13 protein-coding genes are annotated in these 22188 nt (G+C 56.6%); all 13 read right to left on the reverse strand.

The window, feature by feature from the left end; genetic code table 11:
* Positions 1–55 precede the first annotated feature (55 nt).
* Complete coding sequence (locus KYK14_RS11595) at positions 56–1642, reverse strand: glycoside hydrolase family 32 protein (protein ID WP_219158986.1); 1587 nt, start codon at positions 1640–1642, stop codon at positions 56–58.
* Between the two features lie 34 nt (positions 1643–1676).
* A complete protein-coding gene (locus tag KYK14_RS11600) occupies positions 1677–2570 on the reverse strand; it encodes a carbohydrate kinase family protein (RefSeq protein WP_219158988.1) in 894 nt (297 codons plus the stop codon).
* 238 nt (positions 2571–2808) lie between these two features.
* Positions 2809–4644, reverse strand: coding sequence for an NPCBM/NEW2 domain-containing protein (locus KYK14_RS11605; protein WP_219158990.1), 1836 nt, complete (start codon positions 4642–4644; stop codon positions 2809–2811).
* A gap of 84 nt (positions 4645–4728) precedes the next feature.
* Positions 4729–6810 carry an alpha-L-arabinofuranosidase C-terminal domain-containing protein gene (locus KYK14_RS11610; RefSeq protein ID WP_219158992.1) on the reverse strand — a complete coding sequence of 694 codons (2082 nt, stop codon included), beginning with the start codon at positions 6808–6810 and terminating at the stop codon, positions 4729–4731.
* 142 nt (positions 6811–6952) lie between these two features.
* Positions 6953–8656, reverse strand: coding sequence for a sodium:solute symporter family transporter (locus KYK14_RS11615; RefSeq protein WP_208308096.1), 1704 nt, complete (start codon positions 8654–8656; stop codon positions 6953–6955).
* A gap of 45 nt (positions 8657–8701) precedes the next feature.
* On the reverse strand, positions 8702–10192 hold the full coding sequence (araA, locus tag KYK14_RS11620; RefSeq protein WP_219158994.1) for an L-arabinose isomerase: 1491 nt from the start codon (positions 10190–10192) through the stop codon (positions 8702–8704).
* A 123-nt stretch (positions 10193–10315) separates the two neighbouring features.
* Positions 10316–11017, reverse strand: coding sequence for an L-ribulose-5-phosphate 4-epimerase (locus KYK14_RS11625; RefSeq protein WP_219158996.1), 702 nt, complete (start codon positions 11015–11017; stop codon positions 10316–10318).
* A complete protein-coding gene (locus tag KYK14_RS11630; protein ID WP_219158998.1) occupies positions 11014–12720 on the reverse strand; it encodes a ribulokinase in 1707 nt (568 codons plus the stop codon). Before KYK14_RS11630 ends, KYK14_RS11625 begins: the two co-directional genes overlap by 4 nt.
* Before the next feature lie 122 nt (positions 12721–12842).
* Positions 12843–14039, reverse strand: coding sequence for an aldose epimerase family protein (locus tag KYK14_RS11635; protein WP_246601808.1), 1197 nt, complete (start codon positions 14037–14039; stop codon positions 12843–12845).
* A 304-nt stretch (positions 14040–14343) separates the two neighbouring features.
* Positions 14344–15981, reverse strand: coding sequence for a family 43 glycosylhydrolase (locus KYK14_RS11640; RefSeq protein WP_246601809.1), 1638 nt, complete (start codon positions 15979–15981; stop codon positions 14344–14346).
* 100 nt (positions 15982–16081) lie between these two features.
* Complete coding sequence (locus tag KYK14_RS11645; RefSeq protein ID WP_219159002.1) at positions 16082–17173, reverse strand: glycoside hydrolase family 43 protein; 1092 nt, start codon at positions 17171–17173, stop codon at positions 16082–16084.
* 101 nt (positions 17174–17274) lie between these two features.
* Positions 17275–18819 (reverse strand): RagB/SusD family nutrient uptake outer membrane protein, encoded by a 1545-nt coding sequence (locus KYK14_RS11650; protein ID WP_185282937.1) that lies wholly within the window; start codon positions 18817–18819, stop codon positions 17275–17277.
* Between the two features lie 63 nt (positions 18820–18882).
* Positions 18883–22053 (reverse strand): SusC/RagA family TonB-linked outer membrane protein, encoded by a 3171-nt coding sequence (locus tag KYK14_RS11655; RefSeq protein ID WP_219159004.1) that lies wholly within the window; start codon positions 22051–22053, stop codon positions 18883–18885.
* Between the last annotated feature and the right edge of the window lie 135 nt (positions 22054–22188).

Below are 22188 nucleotides of genomic sequence, written 5' to 3' on the forward strand. Positions count from 1 at the left end.
GCGAGAGTCCTCGGCAAGCTCGGAATGACGGTCTGCTTTTACATGCCTACCCTACCTACCGTGCGCCAACGGTAGACGCTTTGCTGGCTGCTTCAGTAGTCAGCGGTGTGCTGCTTATTTGTTGAAATGTGATGCCTTCTGCTGATCGTAATTTGATAGCAGTTAAGGGCTTATTGGCGAAAAAGATGCTGGTCATCACCGTTAGGCCCTGATCAGCGAACAGCTCCACGGAGGCCGCATCGAAGTAGAGCGTTAGCTCGGTGCCGACGGCCGTGCTCAGGCGCGGGGCCACGGCCCTACCCACGAATTTGGGACTGAAGCTGTTCTTGCCTGCCTTGCTGCGGTCGATGAAATACTGATTGGCGGCTTGGTCGTAGCCTAGCACCAGTTCCTCGCCGGCTGCGTTGCTCATCACCAACTCAAAGCTGGCTAGCTGATTCGTGCTGAGCGTCAGACGGTGTTTGTCGGTGCTGCTGTTGAGGCGGGCGGTGAGGTCGGTGGGCTCTTTGGCCGTTACGTTTTGCAGGGTGGTGGTTTTGCCTGTTATGTTCCGCAGCTCGGCGGCCGGCTGCGAGGTGAGGTAAATTTCGCTACCCACCTGGCGCAGGCCCAGCTCGCGCGGGGTGGTCATGGCGCTGCGCCAGGGCGAGGTAGGCACCTGGTTGGCGTATTCCCAGTTGCTCATCCACCCCAGAAACAGGCGGCGGTTGCCGGTGTTATTCCACGTTACGCCGGCGTACTCGTCGGGGCCGTAGTCGGCCCACTTAGTTTTATCGTTGAGGGGCGTGAAGGTTTTGCCATCAAACTGACCCACAAAGTATTGCGTGGCCGAGCCGCTATTAGGGCCACCGGGATTTAGGTTGACAATGAGCACCCAGTAGGTTTTGCCGTTGAGCGTGAGCGGAAACAGATCGGGGCACTCCCACACGCCGCCGTGGGCGCCCAGCTTTTCACCGAACTCACTGAGTTTGGTCCAGTCCTTAAGGTTTGGGGAAGAGTAGAACGTGATGCGGTCCAGGGTAGCCAGAGTCATCACCCACTGCTTGCTGGGCGCGTGCCAGCTCACTTTCGGGTCGCGAAAATCCTTGATACCAGGATTTTTCAGAACCGGGTTCTGCGCGTACTTCTGCCAGGTTTTACCCCCATCAAGACTATAGGCTAGGCTTTGATGCTGGTAGGTACTGGTGCCAGCCTTTTCGCCTTTGGGGTCGTGGTGGGTGAAGATGGCTACCATAGCGTTCTTACCAAAACCTGCTGTGTTATTGGCATCTACCACCGCCGAGCCCGAGAAGATATAGCCCAGGCTATCGGGGTACAGGGCAATGGGCTGCTCCTGCCAGCGCACCATATCGGGGCTGGTGGCGTGGCCCCAGTGCATGGGCCCCCATACCATCCCTTTGGGGTAGTACTGAAAGAACAAGTGATAGGTGCCCTGATAATACACCATCCCATTGGGGTCATTCATCCAGTGCGCGGCCGGCGTGAAGTGGTAGGCGGGGCGGTACTGTGGCGTGGCTGGCGGCACGGCGGTAGAATCTGCTGGCGCAGCGGAAGCTGTGGCAGCGCTGGTCGTGGTACTGGAATCGGAGCTGCACGCCGCCAAGCCGGCAAAGGCCAGCAATAGAAAGAGCGAGTATTTCATAAACAGGTTTGGAGAGTGGGTGGGAACGAGCAAGCTACTCCGTGCGGGTTTTCAGCAGCGCCGCTACATCGGCCTCCCCAATGGCGGGAGTAGCGCCTTGGAAGGTAGCCACCAGCGCCCCGGCGGCGCAGGCAAAGCGCAGCATAGTAGCCGGCTCGTCGCCGGCCAGCCAGCCTTTCAGCAGGGCCGCCAAAAAAGCGTCGCCGCTCCCGATGGTGTCGCGTACTGTGACGGGTAGGCCGGGAGCACGGTAGAGCTGGCCGCCGGTGTAGAGCAACGCTCCTTCGGCGCCGCAGGTCACGCACACCGCCTGCAACTGGTAGTGCATGGCCAGCCACTGCATGGCGTCGGCGCGGTCCTGCCGGGTTTCCTGGCCCAGCCACTGCATCACTTCGGCCAGTTCGTGGTGGTTCAGCTTTACTAAGTTGGCTTTGCTGAGCAGATGCAGCGTGGTTTCTGGAGTATAGTGCGGGGGGCGCAGGTTCACATCGAACACCCGGAAGCGGGCTTTTTCGAGCAGGCGGTACAGCGTCTCGCGGCTATCCTCCTGGCGGGCGGCTAGGCTGCCGTACACCAGCATATCGGCCCCGGCTACCAGGTCGGCCAGCTCCGTCTCGTATTGAATATAGTCCCAGGCCACGGGCTGCACAATCTTATACACCACCTCGTGGGCGTCGTCTACGTTGGCTTTCACTACCCCCGTCAGGTGCGTGTGGCTTTGCTGCACATGGGCCGTACTCAGGCCTTTCGATTTGATAAATGCCAGCAGTTCCCGGCCCAGTTCGTCGTCGCCCACGCGGCTGATGAGCTGCACGGGTTGCCCCAGTTGGTGCAGGTGCACGGCCACGTTGAAGGGCGCCCCACCCGGCTGCTGACCGGTAGGCAGAATATCCCAAAGAACTTCGCCGAAGCAGATAACAGTGCGCATGGTTGTGCTATAGAGAGTTAGAAATTGATGCGAAAAGAAGCCAGCCGGGTAGTTATCATTGTGTTGAAACGTTTCACTATATCTGCCCAAGCCGCTACCGTTTTGTTGTTAATGTAAAGAGAATACACCCGGCAAAACAACAAGCACTCACATTACGCATCACAACGCCCTCCTGGCACCAGAAACGCCCGGCCAAATTGGCCGGGCGTTCTACCTTATAGACAGGTCGATGTTTGGGTTATTTCTTTGCGATTCGATACAACTTGGCACCGTGCCGCCGCACGTACGGCGCAAACTCGCCCGTCGCCGGTGCCAGTTCCTGCCCCGACCACAAGTCGCGCACGGTGCAAGTGCCCGTGAGGCCCAATTCGCGCAACGACACCCGCACCTGCGCCGAATCGGCGGGGGCGGGCTGGTAGGGGCTTTGGGTGAAGACCAGGAACTGCATGGTGCCGCCCGTGTTCTGCATGGCACCGGCCTGATCCAGTCCCACGCTACCCGTCAGGCGCGTCATGCCGGCTGGCACTTCGTATTCGACAATGGAGTTGGCGTGCGTGCCAATGCCGCGCGCGTAGGTCTTCCCTCCTACCCCCAATTCTCCACCCGACACACTTTTATTGACGGTGGTTTTGCCCCAACCCGCCGATGCCGTTTTCCACGGCACGGTAGTGAGGTCCAGCGTTTTGCCATTGCCAGTGAGGGTAGGCGCCAGCCAATTGGCGTGGTCCCAGGCGCTGCCGTCGCCACCATCGCGCACGTTGAGGTAGAGCGTGCGGGCACCTTTCAGGTCCACATCCAGCGCTTTGCTCTGGCCGGGCGTCTGGCGACTGATGGTGCCGCTGTTCCACGCGGCGGCACTGGCTGGCAGCAAGTCTTGGTCCTGGGCGTTGAAAACGGCCAGGTACTTCGCGCCGGTTTTCGGGTCGTCGGCGGTCCAGGCCACTAGGTCGTTGCGGCGGAACAGCTGTCGGTTGTTGGTGCTGGTGTTCAGCACATTCAATACCTCTTTGTTGGTCAGCAACGACAGCGTAAACGGGTCGTTGCTGGGCAGGTCGCCGCCAAACATCAGTGGAGAGCGGAAGATGCTCCACAGCGTCATTAGCGTGTACTGCTCGTCGCGGGTGAAGCGCGTCATGCGGTCGTCGCCGCGCTCGGCCCTAATGCCCAGGCGGCCCATCGGCAGCATATCGGCATCGGGCCAGGCACCAGGCTGGCGGTAAGGATTCCAGCGGTTACACACGTCAAAATGCTCTTTCAGCTGCTCCCAGCTGTCCCAGAAGTCGCCCACGGTACGCCACATATTGGCATGCTGCTGAGCGTGCTTGGCGTTGGCAACGGGTGTTTCGCCCGGCGACATGCTCAGCACGATCTTCCTACCCGACTTGTCAATAGCCCGCCGGATCATCTCTATTTCTGGCGCGTGGTAGGGCTCCGAGAGGTCGTCTACCTTTACAAAATCCAACCCCCAGCTCGCATAGAGCTTAAATAGGGAATCGTAATACTCCTGCGCACCCGGCCGACCGGCCACCACCGTGTACATATCGTGCAGCCACGCGGCTTGCCCTTCCTTGGCGTAAATATCAGCCGCGGTGGCCTTGCTCCCTAGAATGGGTAGGCGGCGCTGCACAGCCACTACCGGCACGCCCCGCATGATGTGAATGCCAAATTTCAGTCCCTTAGCGTGCAGATAATCGCCCAGCGGCTTGAAGCCTTTGCCGCCCGCCGCCGATGGAAACCGGTTGACGGCCGGCACAAACCGCCCGTACTCGTCAATGTTGAAATCGGGGTCTTTCTCGTTGTAGCCGTGGGCTTTGTCGTTGCTCACGTACCAACGAATGTCTACTACCACATACTCCCAGCCGCTGCTTTTCAGATGTTGAGCCATGTAATCGGCGTTGGCCTTCACCTCGGCTTCGGTCACGGTAGGGCCGTAGCAGTCCCAACTGTTCCAGCCCATGGGCGGGGTAGGCGCCCACTGATGGAAGTCGGAAGTAGGCGCTGTTTTCTGAGCGAAAGTCGCAGTGCTGCCAGTTAACAGCAGAGCAGTTAGGATACGTTTGGTGGAATGAATCACTAGGGCTGGTGGATTGCGGAAAGTAACAGATATACTGCGAGGAAAAAAGAAGGGGCCAGCATAAGATGCTGGCCCCTACCCTCTTTACTTTTTGCCAGGAATGCGCAACACCGTGAAGGAGTTGGGCGCCAGCGTGTAGCTTACTGCGCTACCCGAGCTTACCCGGAAGGTTTCCTCTTTAGGAGCCAGCTTCATGGGCTCTTTCAGACTGTTTTGCATCTGCAAATCATTGCTAGCCATTACGATAGCCTTGCCGGTTTTCCCTACCTTCTTGGCTCCGGCCAGGTTCAGGATCACGGGGCGGGCGGTGGTGGAGTAGTTGATGAGCTTTACTACCACGTCGCCAGCCGGGTCGTCGGTCACGGCACTCACGAACAGGTTGTCTTGGCCGTTTTTGGCGTTGCCGGGCAGCTGCACAGGCAGAATAGTGGTGCCTTTGTTGAGGCTAAATAGCTTCTGCACGTAGTAGCTGGGCGTGCCGTAAGAGTTCAGGTTATCGAACCAAATCATGTCGGGCGTCCACTGCCACGCGTCTACATGAGCAAACAGCGGCGCGTAGGATGCCATTTCCACTACCTCGCCGTTACGCTCCAGGCCCGTCATAAATGCGGCCTCAGAAATGGCGCAATCCCAGGTATTCTTGTTTTCGGGGCTGGCAATGGCTACACTTTGCGCGGCATACTCACCAGCGAAGATCTTGGGACCTGTGCGAGGGTAGTTGTCGTAGCGGCCCACATTTTGGCGGAACCACTCCGGCTTAGCGTAGTAGTGCTCGTCAATCAGGTCGGCCTTCAGCTCCCGAAACTGTGCGGTAGCGAATTTGAATCGCTCGTCTCCCGGATCGGGGCCAGAGCTGGCTACCAGCTGAATGTTTGGATACTTCGCTTTCAGTGCTTTTACGAATGGCTTGTAACGCTCAATGTATTGCGGGCCCCACTGCTCGTTACCAGCGCCAATCATTTTCAGGTTGAAGGGCGCTGGGTGGCCCATGGCGGCGCGCTTGGCCCCCCAGGGGCTCGTCACGGGGCCATTGGCAAATTCCACCAAGTCCAGCGCATCCTGAATAAAGGTATCCAGGTCGATGTCGTCGGCGTGGTTGTGGGCTTCGGCGCCAGTTACTACAGCACTTGGGCCGCCGGGCGTGGTGGCGCTCAGGGGCGCCTGCTCGGCAGAGTTGAACTGGCAGGCCATTCCGATATTCAAGATGGGCAGGGGCTCGGCACCCAGGTCTTCGGCCAGCTGAAAATACTCGAAGAAGCCCAGCCCAAAGGACTGGTAGTAATCGGGTGTATAGCGGTGCGTAAATTCGGTGTTCCAGCGGTTAATCAGCGAAGCGCGGGAGTTCACGTCGCCGATAGTTTCCTTCCACTGGTAGCGCTGGGCCAGCGTGCGGCCCTCCACGATGCAACCGCCGGGAAAGCGCAGGAAGCCAGGCTTCATGTCCTTCAGCAGCTGCACCAAGTCGGTGCGCAAGCCGTTAGGGCGCTTCATCCAAGTATCTTTCGGAAACACCGATACCACGTCTAGATCAGCGGTGCCGGCACCTTCCACGGTGATTTTCAGGTGCGCTTTGCCGCTGGTGGCACTGGGGCGCAACACACCGGTATACTGCTTCCACTCGTTTGTGAGGCCGCCTACCTTGGTTTGAGCCAGGGCTTGCCCTTTCTCATCTTCCAGCGTCACGGTCAAGCCGTTGATGCTGCCGGGGCCGCGTCGCGCATACACCGAGAAGTTGTAGTCTTCGCCCTGCTTCACGCCCATACCCCGGAAGCCCTCGTTGGTGAGACCGGCATCGGGGCTATTGGTGCGAGCGGTCAGGCGCAGATAATGCGTGTTCGATTTGCTGATGGGCTGCTCGCTAAGCACGATATACTCGGTGAGGGCCGAGCCGCCTTTGATGGCCTTCCAGCCAATGAGTTTGTCGTCGGTTTCGAAGGATTTATTCTTCACCAGCTCCGGGTACAAGCCGCCGTCGGCCGCAAAGTTGATGTCCTCGAAGAACAGGCCGAACATATTCTTCGGCACCGGTGCTACCGACTTATTGACCTGCACCGTAATCGTAGCCGGTGCTTGCGCAATCGATTGTGTGGCACCAACAAAAAAAAGCCCGCCGAATAGGGCTGCTTTCGCGAGGCGAGAAAAAGAGTGAGTGGGAGTAGCAGTCATAGGTGTGAGTAAGGGTTAAGCAGAAGCTTTAGTTTCCTTGAAAGCGATATTACAACTTTTTTTAGATACAAAAGCCCCGGCAATGCGACATTCTTTAAAGAGAAATGTCGTTTCGCCGGGGCTTTATACAGCTAGGCGGAGTTTACCAAAACTTGACGTACAACGCCGTAATCATCAGCAAGGTAATGACAATCAGCGTCATGATGCTGGGGCTTACCCGGAACAGGCTCCGATCCAGGTGCAAAGCTTTCGGATTAATAACTGGACCGAGCAGGCTCATCCCAATCATCAGAGCAGCCGTGAAGGCAAACGAGAGGCCCATGCAAATCAGGAAAGGAATTTCGTAGCTGCCATGCCCATTGGGGAAGGCTGAATACAGAATGGTTTCGGGGCCGAATACGGATACGGCGTAGTTGTTGAAGAATACCGACAGGACAAAGCCCGCCAACATCCCGGCAATAGCAGCCTGGGCGGTGGTGCGCTTCCAGAACATACCCAACACAAACACAGCCACAATACCGGGCGAGATAAAGCCCGTGTACTTCTGAATGTAGGTGAAGCCGCCTTCGCCACCAATACCCAGTAAGTCCTTCCAAGTGAGGCCGATAGCCATCACGGTAGCCGCCATCACCGTCAGGCGACCAATCCATACTAGTTGCTTCTCGTCGGCTTCGGGCTTTAGGTAGCGCTTGTAGATGTCGAGCGTGAAGATAGTAGAAATGGAGTTGGCCTTACCAGCCAGCGAGGCCACAATGGCAGCTGTGAGGGCCGCCAACGACAAGCCCTTCAGGCCGTTGGGTAGGAAAGTCAGGATGGCTGAGTAGGCGTTATCGGCGTTGAAGTTGCCACCGGGAGCCATTTCACCTTGCAGACCGCCGTTTTTGTGCAGCACGTAAGCGGCAATGCCGGGCAGCATCACAATCACGGGCATCAACAGCTTCAGCATACCAGCAAACAGGATACCGGTACGCGCCGTTTTTAGATCGGCACCCAGGGCGCGTTGCGTGATGTACTGGTTACAGCCCCAGTAGTTCAGGTTCACAATCCACTGACCAGCAGCGTACATGGCAATACCCGGCAGCATCAGGTACTTGTTGATCTCCACCTGCGGCGTGTCGGCCGTGGGCTTGTCAAACATTAGGTGGAAGTGGTCACCAGCATCGCTCATCATGGCGTTGAAACCAGCAACGGCATCGTGGCCCAGCCCAAACCGCTCGCTTACCAGCGTGAGGGCCAAGTAGGTAGTAGCCAGACCACCAACAATGAGCACGGCCACCTGGATTACGTCGGTATAGCCCACTACCTTCATGCCACCCAGGGTGATAATCACTGCAAACACCGCTAGGGCTACCATAATCAGGTGGAAGCTTTCGCCACCGCCTACCAGGTTGCTGATGGCCAGCGCCCCGAGGTAAAGAATGGATGTGAGGTTGACCAGCACGTACAAGAACAGCCAGAAGATACTCATAATCAGGCTCAGAGTAGCGTTGTAGCGCTGCTCCAGAAACTGCGGCATGGTGTAAATCTTCTGCTTGAGGTAAATCGGCATGAAGAATACGGCTACCACAATCAGCGTAATAGCCGCCAACCACTCGTACGCTGCCACGGCCACCCCTACCTGGAACCCGTTGCCCGACATACCAATAAATTGCTCTGCCGAAATGTTGGAGGCAATCATCGACGCCCCGATAGCCCACCACGTGAGCGAACCCTCCGCTAGGAAGTAGTCCTGAGTGGTCATCTGAGCTTTCTGCTTGCTCTTGTAGACATAGAAGCCATAGGCCGCAATGCCCACGATGTAGAGCAGAAAGATGGATAAATCTAACGTGTTAAAGGTGTTCTGCATGCGGATTTAAAAACGGGTAGGAAAGTGAGTGAATAGCCGAGGGGCCTAACGCCCCCCGAAAGCTACTTCATTATAGCGTAATTCATTCTTGAAATTGCGCAATTTTGTATCGGCATCGATTACGAGAAACTCAATGCCAGCCATTTCCGCAAAATCTTCCAAGTACTCTACCGTCAGGTTTTGGCTGAAACCCGTGTGGTGAGCACCACCAGCCAGAATCCAGGCGGCTACGCCGGTAGCCATATCCGGCTTCACTTTCCAGAGCACGCGGGCTACGGGCAGGTTGGGCAGTTCGTGCTCGGGCGCTACGGCTTCTACTTCGTTTACAATCATGCGGAAGCGGTTGCCCATATCCACGATGGTCGCGTTCAGGCCTTCGCCGGCAGGGCAGTTGAATACCAGGCGCACGGGGTCGGCTTTGCCGCCAATACCTAGCGGATGAATCTCGGCGCGCACCTTACCCTCCGCAATGGTAGGGCAGATTTCGAGCATGTGTGAGCCCAATACCTGGTTGTTGCCGGGCGCGAAGTGGTAGGTATAATCTTCCATAAAGGAGTTGCCGCCGGGCAGGCCGGCGCCCATCACTTTCATGGCGCGCACCAGGGCCGAAGTCTTCCAGTCGCCCTCGCCGCCGAAGCCGTAGCCCTCGGCCATTAGGCGCTGGGTAGCAATGCCGGGTAATTGGGCCATGCCGTGCAGGTCCTCGAAGGTATCAGTGAAGCCTTTCGCCTTCTTATCCTGCAAGAACTGGCGCATGCCAGCTTCAATTCGGGCGGCATCGCGCAGGCTCTCTCGCTGGCTGCCACCATCCTTCAGGTCGTCGGCCAGCTCGTATTCGCGCTCGTAGGTAGCCAGCAGCTCGTCAATCTGGGCGTCGGTCACGGCATTTATTACCGCTACCAAGTCGCCGATGCCGTAGGTGTTCACGGAGTAGCCAAACTTGATTTCGGCTTCTACCTTGTCGCCTTCGGTTACGGCTACGTAGCGCATGTTGTCACCGAAGCGCACGAACGCGCCGCCCTGCCAGTCGGCCCAGGCGCAGGCCACACGGCTCCACACGCTCAGTTGGCGCTGCGTTTCCTCGGCTTCCCAGTGGCCCACAATCACCTTTCGCTTCACACCCATACGGGCCGTGATGAACCCAAACTCCCGGTCGCCGTGCGCCGACTGGTTGGTGTTCATGAAGTCCATATCAATCTCACCCCACGGAATGTCGCGGTTGAACTGGGTATGCAGGTGGGCCAGTGGCTTCTTCAGAATTTTCAAGCCGTTGATCCACATTTTGGCCGGCGAGAACGTATGCATCCAGGCAATCAGGCCCACGCAGTTTTCGGCTACGTTGGCTTCCTGGATGAGCTGGTAAATTTCCTCTGGCGTCTTCAGAATAGGTTTGAAGACGATTTTGATGGGCAGCTTGGTATCCAGCTCAGCGGCAATTTGCTGGGAGTGCGCGGCCACCTGCTCCAGTGTTTCGGGGCCATACAGGTGCTGCGTGCCGGTGATGAACCAGGCTTCGTATTGTTTGAGGTCAAGCATTGTTTTTAGCTGTTAGCTATTAGCTGTTGGCTGATAGCTTTTAAAGGTTGAAAGCGACGTAATAGAATGGGCAAAAACGGGCAAAAAGCTATTAGCTAATAGCCAATAGCTAATAGCTCCATTTTAGCTCTGTCCGTAGTAGGAGTTTGCACCGTGCTTGCGCTCGTAGTGCTTTTTGATGAGGGAGTCTTTCAGGCGAGGCACGTCGGGGCGGAGGGTGCTGCTGAGGTAGGCCATGCGGGCCACCTCTTCCAGCACAGCGCTATTGTACACGGCTTTTTCCACGGTTTTGCCCCACGTGAAGGGCGCGTGGTTGCTAAGCAGCACCATTTCTACCTCCGTAGGCGTCAGACCACGCCGTTGAAATTCGTTGATGATCTGCCAGCCCGTCTGGTGCTCATAGTCACCAGCAATCATGGCGTCATCCATGGGCGGAGCGCAGGGCACGTCGGCGGTGAGGTGGTCGGCGTGGGTGGTGCCTAGCACCGGAATATCCAGCTGCGCCTGGGCCCAGGCCGTGGCGTAGGTGGAGTGCGTGTGCACAATGCCACCAATTTGCTCCCAGTGGCTGTAGAGCACAGCGTGGGTTTTGGTGTCCGACGACGGCCGCTTCTCCCCTTCCACAATCTTATTAGCGAAGTCAACAATCACGATGTCCTCGGGCCGGAGCGTGTCGTAGGGCAAGCCACTGGGCTTGATAGCAAACACCCGGTTTTCGCGGTCTACCACGCTAGCGTTGCCGAAGGTGAAGAGCACCAACCCCAGCTTGGGGAGCTGCATATTGGCATCGTAGCAGGCTTGCTTTAGGTCTTGATACTGACTCATGCGGTAGCAGTGGCCGTTTCTGCGGCCTGTTTGTCGCCCAGGGTAGCCGCTTCCACGAACTGCCCAAAGGCCTGGTATTTCTTGTAACGAGCGGCGTAATCGGCCACGCGGTCGGGCTGGGGCGTGTAGGTTTCGGCAAAGCCGCTACCCATTGCGCGCTGTGCTGTGAGCACATCGGGGTGGACGCCAGCCGCTACGGCGGCGTACATGGCTGCGCCTAAAGCCGGGGCCTGCTCAGAAGTAGCAATCTTAATGGGGCGATCAAGCACGTCGGCCAGCGTCTGCATAGCAAAGCGCGACTTCTTGGCCACGCCGCCAATGCCAATCACCTGCTTAATCGGAATCCCTTCGCTCTCGAAGCGCTCCACAATCTGCTTGGAACCGTAGCAAATGGCTTCTACCAACGCCCGGAACACCTGCGGCGCACCCGAGCCCATCGTCAGGCCCATGATGGCACCTTTCAGCGCTTGGTTGGCGTCGGGCGTGCGGCGGCCGTTCACCCAGTCCAACGCCAATACGGCCGACTCTTCGGGGTCAATTTTTTCGGCGGCGGCGGTCAGCTCCACAATCAGGTTGCCGCGCATTTCCTCACGCAATGCCTCCATCTGTTCCGATGAAATCACCGTGGATTTGGGCAGCATGGTACGTAGGGGCCAGTCGATGATCTGCGTGAACCACGCCAGCAGGTCGCCAAAAGCCGACTGGCCGGCTTCCAGACCCAGCATGCCGGGGATTACGGAGCCATCTACCTGGCCGCAAATGCCCTGCACCAACTTGTCGCCTACCTCGGCGGTGGGCGCAACCACAATGTCGCAGGTGCTGGTGCCCATTACCTTCACCATAGAGTAGGCTTCAATTTCGCCGGCCACGGCGCCCGCGTGGGCATCAAATGAGCCCACGGCCACTACCGTATCGGTAGTGAGGCCCAGGCGCTCGGCCCACTCCGCGGAGAGCGTACCGGCTACTTGGTCGGCGGTATAGGTTTCCTCAAACAATCGGTTGCGTAAACCAGCCAACTTAGGTTCCAGTAGCGTTAGAAACTCCTCGGAGGGTAGGCCGCCCCAGCTCTCGTGCCACATGGCCTTATGGCCGGCGGCGCAGCGGCTGCGCTTGAACGTAGCTAGGTCCTGTCCGGTGAGTAGCAATGTCATCCAGTCGCAATGCTCCATCCAGGAGTAGGCGGCCTGGGCAACGGCTTCGTCTTCGCGCACTACGTGGGCAATCTTGGCCCAAAACCACTCTGAGGAATAGATGCCACCCTCAAATTGCGTGTAGTCGGGGCCACCCCAGGTGCGGGCTTTCTCATTGACTTCGGCGGCTTCGGCCAGGGCTGTGTGGTCTTTCCAGAGCACGAACATGGCGTTGGGGTTCTCCTCGAAGCCGGGCGTGAGGGCCAGCGCTACCCCCTGCTCATTCACGGCACCAGGGGTAGAGCCAGTGGTATCAATGGCAATGCCTTTGATCTGCTCGGCCGGCACTTGCTGCGCCACTTGGCGCACCGTGGCCTCCAGCCCTTCGATATAGTCAAGCGGGTGCTGGCGGAACTGGTTTTTCTGGGGGTTGCAGTAGGCACCCTGCTTCCAGCGAGGGTAGTAGTGCACGGCCTGAGCTACCTCGTCGCCGGTCTTGGCATTTACGAGCAGCGCGCGAACCGAATCGGTGCCATAATCAAGGCCAATGACGTAGGCAGGATGATCAGTCATGAAGTTGGATATGCTGATGATTAGAGGAATAGAACGTCATTTCGAACACGTTGCGCATCAAGCAACATGTCCGAAATGACGTTCAGAGTATAACGTTCTGACAGGCGGGCGGCAAGCCGTCTCTACTTCCGTACTCCAAACTTGAAGATGGTGGTGGACTGCAACGTGTCGCCTGGCTTCAGCGTGGTGCTGGGGAAGGCAGACTGGTTGGGCGAGTCGGGGAAGTGCTGGGTTTCGAGGCAGAAACCGGCGTTTTTGCCGTACGTGACATTGTTTTTGCCGGTGAGCGTGCCATCGAGGAAGTTGCCGGTGTAGAACTGCACACCCGGCTCAGTAGTGGTTACTTCCAAGGTGCGGCCTGTGGTAGGCTCGTATACTGAGGCGGCCTGGTGCATGCCGCTGGGGTTGTTCAACACCCAGTTGTGGTCGTAGCCGCCGGGCACCTGCGCAATCCGCTCGCCAATGGCGTGGGGGGTCGTAAAGTCGAAGGGGGTGCCCTTCACTGGGCGTAGCTCGCCCGTGGGAATCAGTTGGTCGTTCACTACCGTGTAGCGGTCGGCCGGAATCATCACCTGGTGGGCCAGCACATCCTTGCTCTGCCCCAGGGCCAGGTTGAAGTAGCTGTGGTTGGTGAGGTTGACGGGGGTAGCCTTATCAGTGGTAGCCGAATAGTCGATTTTCAGCTCGTCATTGTCGGTGAGGGTGTAGACCACCGTCACCTGCAAGTTGCCGGGGAAACCTTCTTCACCATCCTTGCTCAGGTAGGTGAGCGTAAGCGTCTGGCCATCGGCCGAGGAGCCCGGCTTAGCTTCCCATAGCACCTTATCAAAGCCCTCCTTGCCGCCGTGCAACGTGTTCTGCCCATTATTTTGGGGTAGGGAATACGTCTGGCCGTCCAGCGTGAACTTGCCGCCTTTAATGCGGTTGCCGTAGCGTCCTATCAGCGCCCCAAAATAGGGCCCCGATTTCAAAAACTTTGGGCTCTGGTACCCGCCTACTTTGTCGAAACCCAACACTATATCCCCTAGCTGCCCGCTTTTGTCGGGTACCATCAACGAGGTAATGGTACCGCCGTAGTTGGTGATGGTAGCTTTCAAGCCATGGCCATTGGTAAGGGTGTAAAGCTGGGCTTCGGTGCCCTCGGTGGTGTTGCCGAAGGAAGTGGAAACGGGCATAGCAGCAGAAGTTTGGGTGGAGTCGGCAGCGGCGGCCGTGGTGGCGCCAGTCTCGTTGGTGGAGGGGTTTTGATTACAGGCGGCTAGTAGCAACGTTGCGAATAGGCCGCTGGCAAGGGAGCTAGCGTAGCGAATGTGTGTCATCAACGGAAAAGAACAGGTGAAGGGATAGGTGGCAAGTAATGAAAACGTATGCAGAAAAACGTAGTGTTACAGATAAAAACGCCCAAGCTGATTTCCTTAAAATGCTTCCGTGTCCTATCCTTTCAACAAGAGTGTCGCGGCTCTCTATTACGCCTTTAAGTGCTAAAAACCCGGATTGCGCACGCGTTTCTGCATGTGATACTGGTTTTCGCGGTGTAAAGTAAAGATTCTATCTTACGTACACAATCGTTTGTGTATTTAATCTTATTTGGTACAATTCTGTATGACATCGATTACTCGCTACTCAGCGTACTGTCACCTTCTGCACCAAGCGTTTAGCCCCACGTTGCACCTGCACCATGTACATTCCACCAGCCAATTTAGCTTCAACGGTCAATTGCGTTTGCTGCGGCCCAAACTGCTGGTGGTACACTTCCCTACCCTGCCAGTCGAAGATTAGCACGGTGGTTACACTTCCTGTTTTTTGCTCGCCTAAATCAACCGTGAAGTTGCCCTGCTCGGCTGGTATCGGGTAGATGCTGATACCAGTTAGTAACTGACTAGGTAGGGTAGCGGTGGTTACGCCCACCGGACTCAGCGTCCAGCGCTGGCAGGGGCAACCATTGTAATCCCATAGTCCTAGTTGCTGCCCAGCTACGGTGGAAGCGTTCGGAACCTCTATTACACGGTTGCCATTTGCGGAGGCAAACACGAGCGTACCATCGTTAGCGCGGTCGATAGAATACCGCTGGCAAGTCAACCCATTGTACGTAAAAAGTTGCAGCTTGGCCCCCGCATCAGCCGAGCAGCCCATCACATCCACGGCCAGCCCGCCCAATGCATTCGTGATTTTGTACTCCCCGTTGCCTATAGCCGTGAAGTCCCATTGTTGGCAGGTGAGGCCGCTGGGCGTACCCTGCGCCACCATCTGCCCCGAGGCTCCCGTGCAGCCCCAAGCGTCCCATACGAGGCCACTCAACTGGTTTTTGACTTCGTAGCGGCCGGCGGCTACCCACTCGCGGCTGACCACAGGCCAGCCTGCAGCATCCCAGGTGAGGCGAGCCAGCCCGAGCTTGGGCGCCCCGTTGTCATAGCCATCGTAATAGTGGTGCGAGAAGTAACTCACGCCATTTTCGGTGAAAATGCCTGCGTGGCCCGGCCCGATATAGCGCCCGGCCGAGCCGAGCACGGTAGTACCGCCCAGGCTGTTCAGATCTTTGCCCTCTTTATCCAAGAAAGGTCCCGCTGGCGTAGCGGCGCGCCCTACCTGAATATAATATGTACTATTGATGCCTTGGCAGCAGCTGCCGCGGTTGATGAACAGGTAGTAAAAATTATCATGCTGTACCAGATCGGGGGCCTCTACCCCACCATTGGCCAGCGTATAGCCCGCGCTGCTCAAGGGCTTGCCGGTGGTAGCGTTTAGCTGCGTGGTGCGAATACCACCGAAGAACGAACCATACGTGAGCCACACGTTGCCGCTGGCGTCGCGCAGCACGGCGGGGTCAATAGCATTGGGGCCGCTGCCGGCTACAGAAGAAACCACTTCGCCTTGGTCCTCCCATTTGTAGTTGGCATTGGCAGGGTCCAACGTAACGTTGGTGGCCAGACCTATAGCCGATACTTGCGAACCAAACGTGGAGCACGAATAGTAGAGGTAGTACTTGCCATTCATATAGATGCACTCTGGTGCCCAAAAGTTACCTGCAAAGCCTGGCACCTTGGCATTGATCCAACTAGGGTAGGCATTATTAATAAACACTGCCCGCGGCGAGGGTGTCCAGGTTACTAAGTCCGTAGAGTACATATTATAGATACCCTGTCCTGTCGTAAAGATCCAATACTTGTTGCCCTCCTTCACGATGGTAGAAGGGTCATGCGAACCGTAGAATCCTTGCAGCGCGTAGGTGCGCACGTTGCTTATGCCGATCAGTAACAGCAAGAGTAACAAGCACCGCATGGTACCAACCAGATGTGCGCGAAGCGAAATGAGTAAAGGTGTGGGCATAGCAGTAGGGTTTGAGGAATACGCGCACGAGCTCTTACTCGCCGCTAGGTTTCGTAAGTGCGATATGGATGCCAACGGGCGTCCTAAAATTGGGCATGCCATCGGGGTTCCAGGTGAAGACTTGCATGCGCGGGTTGCGGGTATCATAACAGCCCTGACCTGCACTGGAATTGGCATGATAAATCAGCCAATCCTGCGTACCATCCTTGGATTTAAAAAAGCCATTGTGCCCGGTAGCGTAGGCACGGCTAGCGGGACTCTGAGAGAAAACCGGCTTGGTCGATTTCGTCCAAGATGCCAATAGCATAGGATCAGCGGTGGCATCGGCTGTCAGCATACCCAGGGAGTAGTAGTCGGTGCCACAAAAGCTAGCCGAGTACACTAGAAACGTTTTACCCCCGTGTTGCAAAATTTCTGGTCCCTCGTTAACGTAAGGCAGCCCTACCATTTCCCAGCTATACTCAGGATGCGACAGCTCCACGCGCGGCCCCGTCAGCGTCCAGGGATTACTCATCAGAGAAATGTAGAGCCGTTGCACAGCGTCTACCCCATTGTGTCCCGACCAAATGAAATAACGCTTACCATTTTGCTCCAGCACGGTTCCATCAATGGCCCAGAAATCGGCAGAAGCGCAGAAGATGCGACCTTTATCAGTCCAGGTGCCGGTAGTGGGGTCTGCGGCGCTATTTTCTAGTACCCAGGTCCGTTGCTGCCCCAAATCGGTGCCAGCCGGTCCGGCGGAGTAGTAGAGGTACCACTTATTGTCGAAGTGATATAGCTCGGGTGCCCACAGGTTGCCGGAGGCTGGCCCACTCGCAGGCGGAGCCCAGGCCAGCGTACTCGATACCGTGCCCAGATCTGACATTTTGTTGGTTTTCCAAATGCGCAGGTTGGTATAGGTAGTATTCAGGTAGTAGTACGTGTTCCCTTGCTGGTACACCCATGGGTCGGCGCCGGAAGGTAGCAGCGGGTTGGTGAACGTGGTACCAGCAGCCGGTGCAGGAGCTGGTACTGGAGTAGGCGATACGGGCGAATTGTCGCCTGCGTCGCCGCAGCTCGATAGCACTAGTAGGGCAAGTAACTGCCTACCCTTTCGACTCAGCAACCCGGTATAGAATGTTATCATAAAGCACTTTATACAAGCTATTTGAGTTCATAGAAAGCAACACAGCCGTTTCAAGCTACTGCCCGAAACGGCTGTTTTATTCCCGCTATACCAGTAGCGTATTAGTAGCCAGGATTCTGCTTCACATTGGGGTCAATATCGATATCCCGTTGTGGAATGGGTAGTAGCTTGGAAACACCCAGACGGAAGTTGGTGAAGTCCGAATCGCGGCTGGTTAGCTCCGTGATGCCAGCTTGGTTATCCATTAGCCCATAGCGCAGAATGTCGAACCAACGTGTACCCTCGCCGGCCAGCTCCTTGGCGCGCTCCGTGCGAATAAGCTGGCGCATGGCCTCCTGCGAATAACTACCCGTGAGTGAGGCCAGCCCTACCCGATTGCGCACACGGTTTACCAACGGTAGCGCGTCGCTTACGCGGTTTAGCTCAGTCAGCGCTTCGGCCTGCATCAGCAGTACGTCAGCGTAGCGGATCACGCGGAAGTTGATGCCTGAAGTGAAATCCTCGGGCGTTGTGCGCGTGCGGTCGTTCAGGTACTTGCGCCAGTATTGCTGGTTGGGGTTGTAGTTGCGCTCTACAATCAATTCAGCGAAAGTTTTGCCGTAGAAACGGTCGGGGTTACGAGCGCTGATGATGGACACGTCCCGGCGTGGATCAATCATATGCCGGGTGGTGCTCCCAGGTGCAAATGCAGTGGTAGAGTCGGTGTAGGCGTTCAGCAACCACAAACGAGGTTGCACGTCGGCGAAGCTGTAGTAGGGAGGCCCAAAGAAGTTGGGCCGGTCATACCCTTCCGACGCCGACGCATTGTCCTGGCCCTGGCCTACGTCCAACGGCGAGTTCACATATTGAATCTCGAATACCGACTCGCGGTTGTTCTCGTTGGCATCCGTGAAGTTATCGAGGTAGTTGGCCACTAAGTCGTACTGGCCCGAGCCGATAATCTGGGTAAACAGGGCCGATGCCTCGCTGTATTTACGCTGCATCATGTAGGTTTTGGCCAGCAGGGCCTGAGCAGCTCCTTTCGTTACGCGGCCCTTCTCAGCATCGCCGTACGACAACGGCAGATTAGGAATGGCAGCCGTGAGGTCGGCAATGATCTGTTCTTCTATCTGGGCCGTAGTAGCCTGCGGCGCACGGGTAGTCACCACGGGCTCTACCAGAATCAGGGGCACGTTGCCGAAGAAGTAAGCCAAGTCGAAGTACGACAGTGCCCGCACAAATTGCGCCTCCCCGAGCAGACGGTTTTTCAGCGTCGCGTCCATGTCGATATCCGGCACGTGGGTCAGCACCTGGTTAGTGCGGAAGATGGTGCGGTAGTAGTCGTTCCAGGCGAAGGACGAGATAAAGAAGTTGTTGTCTGGGGTGATGAAGCGCGTAAAGTTGGCCAGCTCTACAAAAGGGCTCTGGCTGTACGACTCGTCGGAACGGGCAGCCATAAACTGCCAGGAGTGCCCGTAGCAGGCATACTGCTGCAAACCCGAGTAGCAGGCATACACGCCTTTAATGGCATCGTCCTGGGTTTTCCAGAACTGCGAGGTATCGGGAGCGTTCGGATTGCTCTGATCCAATAAGTCTTTCTCGCAGCTCGTAGTCAGCAGCAACCCGCTGGAGAGCAGAAAGAGAGCGGCTATCTTATGTATTTTCATTGGTTTAGTACAGATTGGGTGGGTAGAGCCTGCCCACATATAATGGCAGGCCCACCGCAGTTATTAGAAATTCACTTGCAAGCCGCCAATGAAGCTGCGCACGTTGGGGTAGGAGCTGTTGTCTACGCCGCGGCTGTAGAAGCCTGTGCCGGTCGTCTCTGGGTCGAAGCCCGAGTATTTGGTGAAGGTCACGATGTTGCGGCCCGTCACGTATACCCGCACGCTGCCCAGGCTAGGCACTTTGCTGGTTATGCTCGTAGGTAGCGTATAGCCCAGCTGCACGTTTTTTAGGCGTACATAATTGCCATTTTCCAACCAGCGCGTGCTATTGAATAGCGCGTTAGAGGCGGCCGCTTGCCCTAAGTTACCTAAGCCACCACCCTGCAACAGACGCGGTGTAGTGCTCGAAGGATTGTCAACCGACCACGGAGTCACGTCGGCGTCGTAGTTATTGGGGCCGTTGTAGCTTTCCAGCGCCAGTTTGGCTTGGTTGTACACCTTGTTGCCGCTGGAAGACTGCAGGAATACCGACAGGTCGAAGCCTTTATAGGCGGCATTCAAGTTCAAGCCCATCACCAGGTTGGGAATGGATTTGCCTGCGAATACGCGGTCGGCATTATCGATCTTGCCGTCGTCGTTCACGTCTTTGTAACGCACATCACCAGCCGAGGCGTATGGCTGAATAATGGTGCCATTGGAGCTTTTATAATTTGCTACCTCATCATTCGATTGGAAAATACCATCGAACGGAATCAGGTAGAACTCGCCCAGCGACGTACCTAATTGCGAGCGGGTTACCCCTTCGCCACCACCAAACGTTTGTCCTACGGTCGGTACGGCCGTGATTTCGTTTTTGAGTGTTGTCAGGTTGAAATCGGCGCCGTAGGTGAAATCACCTTTTGTCTCGTGGTAGCCCAGGCCCAATTCAAAGCCCCGGTTTTCGATAGTGCCCGCGTTCTGGTAGATGTCGTTGCCGAAGTGGCCGAGGTAGGTGAGCACCTGCACTGGCGCCAGCGCGTTGCGGGTCTCAGAAATATAATAATCAGCCGATAAGCTCAAGCGACTGTCGAGCACGCCCAAATCCAGACCAATATTGCGGGTGCGACGGTCTTCCCACCGAATATCGGGGCTAGCCAGTGCCAACTGCGAGGAGCCGTTTACAATGGTCTGGCCGGTGCCGATAACGTAATTCACGTTTTGCCCAATGATAGGGTAGGGCAAGTAACTACCACCGTAAGGACCATTCAGCGCATCGTTGCCATTAGTGCCGTAGCTGGCCCGCAGCTTCAGGTTGCTGATAGCCGGCACAGCATCTTTGAAAAAGTCTTCCTCGCTGATGCGCCAGCCTAGCGAGGCTGCCCAGAAATTACCCCACCGGTTCTCAGGGGTGAAGCGCGACGACCCGTCGCGGCGGGCACTCAGCGAGGCCAGATAGCGGTTCTTGTAGTCATAGGTAGCCTGCCCAAAGAAGGAGCGCTTGGTGTACTCAAACGAGGCTCCTTGCACCACCCCTACCCGTGGGCCAGCGCTTAGCTCGAAGTAATACTGCGGCGAGCTAGTGAAGCCTTGTGCGCCTGCCTGCACGTTGTGCTGCTGAAAGCTCTGCTCCGAGTAGCCCAACAAGGCATTCACGCCGTGGTCACCGATACGCTTGTTGAAGTTCAGCGTGTTCTCAGCCAGCAAGAATAGGTCGTAGCCTAAGAATTCGTTTAGCGACGACGTATTAATGGCGGTGTTCTGCCGTATGATACCCAGTTTCTGCGCATCGGCATTGCTGTAGGTATGGCCATCCATGGCCACATTTAGCCGATAAGTCAGAAAATCAAAGAAAGAGTACTCGGCACTAACGTTGCCTGCCAACCGGTTGTCTGCCTGCGTGCGGCGTAGCAGCGACTGTGCTCCTATAGGGTTGGTAGCAAACGAGTTCAGCACCGATGAGCCCGTACCAAAGCCCCCCGGATTTGCCGGGTCGTATACCGGAATACTAGGAATAATTGTCAGCACATCAATAAACGGCGCGCCATTCAGCAGTGTCGTGTTGATATGCGTGAGCTGGGCGTTTTCCTGCAAGCGGAAACGCCCTTTCGTGAGACCTGAGTTTAAACGCAAGCTGTATCGCTTGAAGTCAGGACCTTTCACGATGCCCTCCTGGTGAAAATACTCACCCGAAATCAGGTAGTTGGAGGTATATTTTTCTCCCGAAGAACCGCCCGAAAAGGAGAGGTTGTAATCTTCCAGCGTACCGGTTTGGAAGAATTCCTTTTGCCAATCGGTATCCACATTGGGGTTGAAGGCCCCACCGGGACCTTTAACGGCCCCAGCCAAACTGTTCTGGCCGTTGTTGAGCGGGTCTAGGCCAGCATTACGATACGCAATAACAGCACGATCAGCCCACTCGCTGGCATTGGTCAGGTTGTAGGTTTTATACACATTATCGACGCCCCGGTAGCCATTGAAGCTAATGGATGGCGCCCCCGCCTTGCCTTTTTTGGTGGTAATCTGTACTACCCCGTTGGCTCCCCGCGAACCATACACGGCCGTAGAAGAAGCATCTTTCAGGATGTTCAGCGTCTCAATATCATTGGGGTTCAGGTCGCGGATGTTATCCGTCCATAAACCATCGATGATGTACAAGGGGCCACTGCTGGCATTACCCAATGTGCCAATACCACGGATATTGATGATAGGTGTGGCGCCGGGGCCACCCGAGCCCGTTACTTGTACGCCTGCTACCCGCCCCTGCAACGCCTGCGTAACGGTAGGCACCGGAGTCTTATTCGCTTCTTTTACATCCAGCGGCGCCACAGCGCTGGTCACGTTCTGTCGGTTCTCGGTCAGGTATCCTACCACCACCACATCGCCCAAGGCCCGTGAGTCGGGTGCTAGTGCCAGGTTGATTGTGGTGCGGCCGCCCACAGCCACCTCCTGTGCGGCATACCCCACAAACGAAAACACCAGGGTAGCACCGTCGGGTACGGTTAGGGTGTAGCGACCATCGGCATCGGTTTGCGTGCCATTGGTAGTGCCCTTCACTACCACGTTCACGCCGGGTAGGCCGGTTCCTTTCTCATCTACTACACGCCCCGTTACGGGCGCATCGGCAACAGGCAGCAGAGTACCCGTTAGAAAGCCTGTTGCGGAGGTAGCTGCCTGCGCTGCCAAGGGTAGCAAGGGCAAACCACACAATAGCGCCGGAATAGCCAGCCGGCGTAGTTTGGGTATTGTCTTTCTCATAAAGAAGAAAATGGGAATTGAAATTTCAATACTCACAAACGATTGTGTAAAAAAATATCGCAATCGTTTGTGTAGGCAGGGTAAAAAAACAGGCCAAGGCCTTCTGAAAACGGGGGCAGTTGCTTTGAAGTGGCC

It is taken from the genome of Hymenobacter profundi (genome assembly GCF_019334315.1).
Lineage (GTDB): Bacteria > Bacteroidota > Bacteroidia > Cytophagales > Hymenobacteraceae > Hymenobacter > Hymenobacter profundi.

What these genes read in the sequence shown, in the direction of transcription:
- KYK14_RS11595 (WP_219158986.1), bottom strand. Translation starts at nt 1,642, where the DNA reads ATGAAATACTCGCTCTTTCTATTGCTGGCCTTTGCCGGCTTGGCGGCG.
- KYK14_RS11600 (WP_219158988.1), bottom strand. Translation starts at nt 2,570, where the DNA reads ATGCGCACTGTTATCTGCTTCGGCGAAGTTCTTTGGGATATTCTGCCT.
- KYK14_RS11610 (WP_219158992.1), bottom strand. Translation starts at nt 6,810, where the DNA reads ATGACTGCTACTCCCACTCACTCTTTTTCTCGCCTCGCGAAAGCAGCC.
- KYK14_RS11615 (WP_208308096.1), bottom strand. Translation starts at nt 8,656, where the DNA reads ATGCAGAACACCTTTAACACGTTAGATTTATCCATCTTTCTGCTCTAC.
- araA (WP_219158994.1), bottom strand. Translation starts at nt 10,192, where the DNA reads ATGCTTGACCTCAAACAATACGAAGCCTGGTTCATCACCGGCACGCAG.
- KYK14_RS11625 (WP_219158996.1), bottom strand. Translation starts at nt 11,017, where the DNA reads ATGAGTCAGTATCAAGACCTAAAGCAAGCCTGCTACGATGCCAATATG.
- KYK14_RS11630 (WP_219158998.1), bottom strand. Translation starts at nt 12,720, where the DNA reads ATGACTGATCATCCTGCCTACGTCATTGGCCTTGATTATGGCACCGAT.
- KYK14_RS11635 (WP_246601808.1), bottom strand. Translation starts at nt 14,039, where the DNA reads ATGACACACATTCGCTACGCTAGCTCCCTTGCCAGCGGCCTATTCGCA.
- KYK14_RS11645 (WP_219159002.1), bottom strand. Translation starts at nt 17,173, where the DNA reads ATGATAACATTCTATACCGGGTTGCTGAGTCGAAAGGGTAGGCAGTTA.
- KYK14_RS11650 (WP_185282937.1), bottom strand. Translation starts at nt 18,819, where the DNA reads ATGAAAATACATAAGATAGCCGCTCTCTTTCTGCTCTCCAGCGGGTTG.
- KYK14_RS11655 (WP_219159004.1), bottom strand. Translation starts at nt 22,053, where the DNA reads ATGAGAAAGACAATACCCAAACTACGCCGGCTGGCTATTCCGGCGCTA.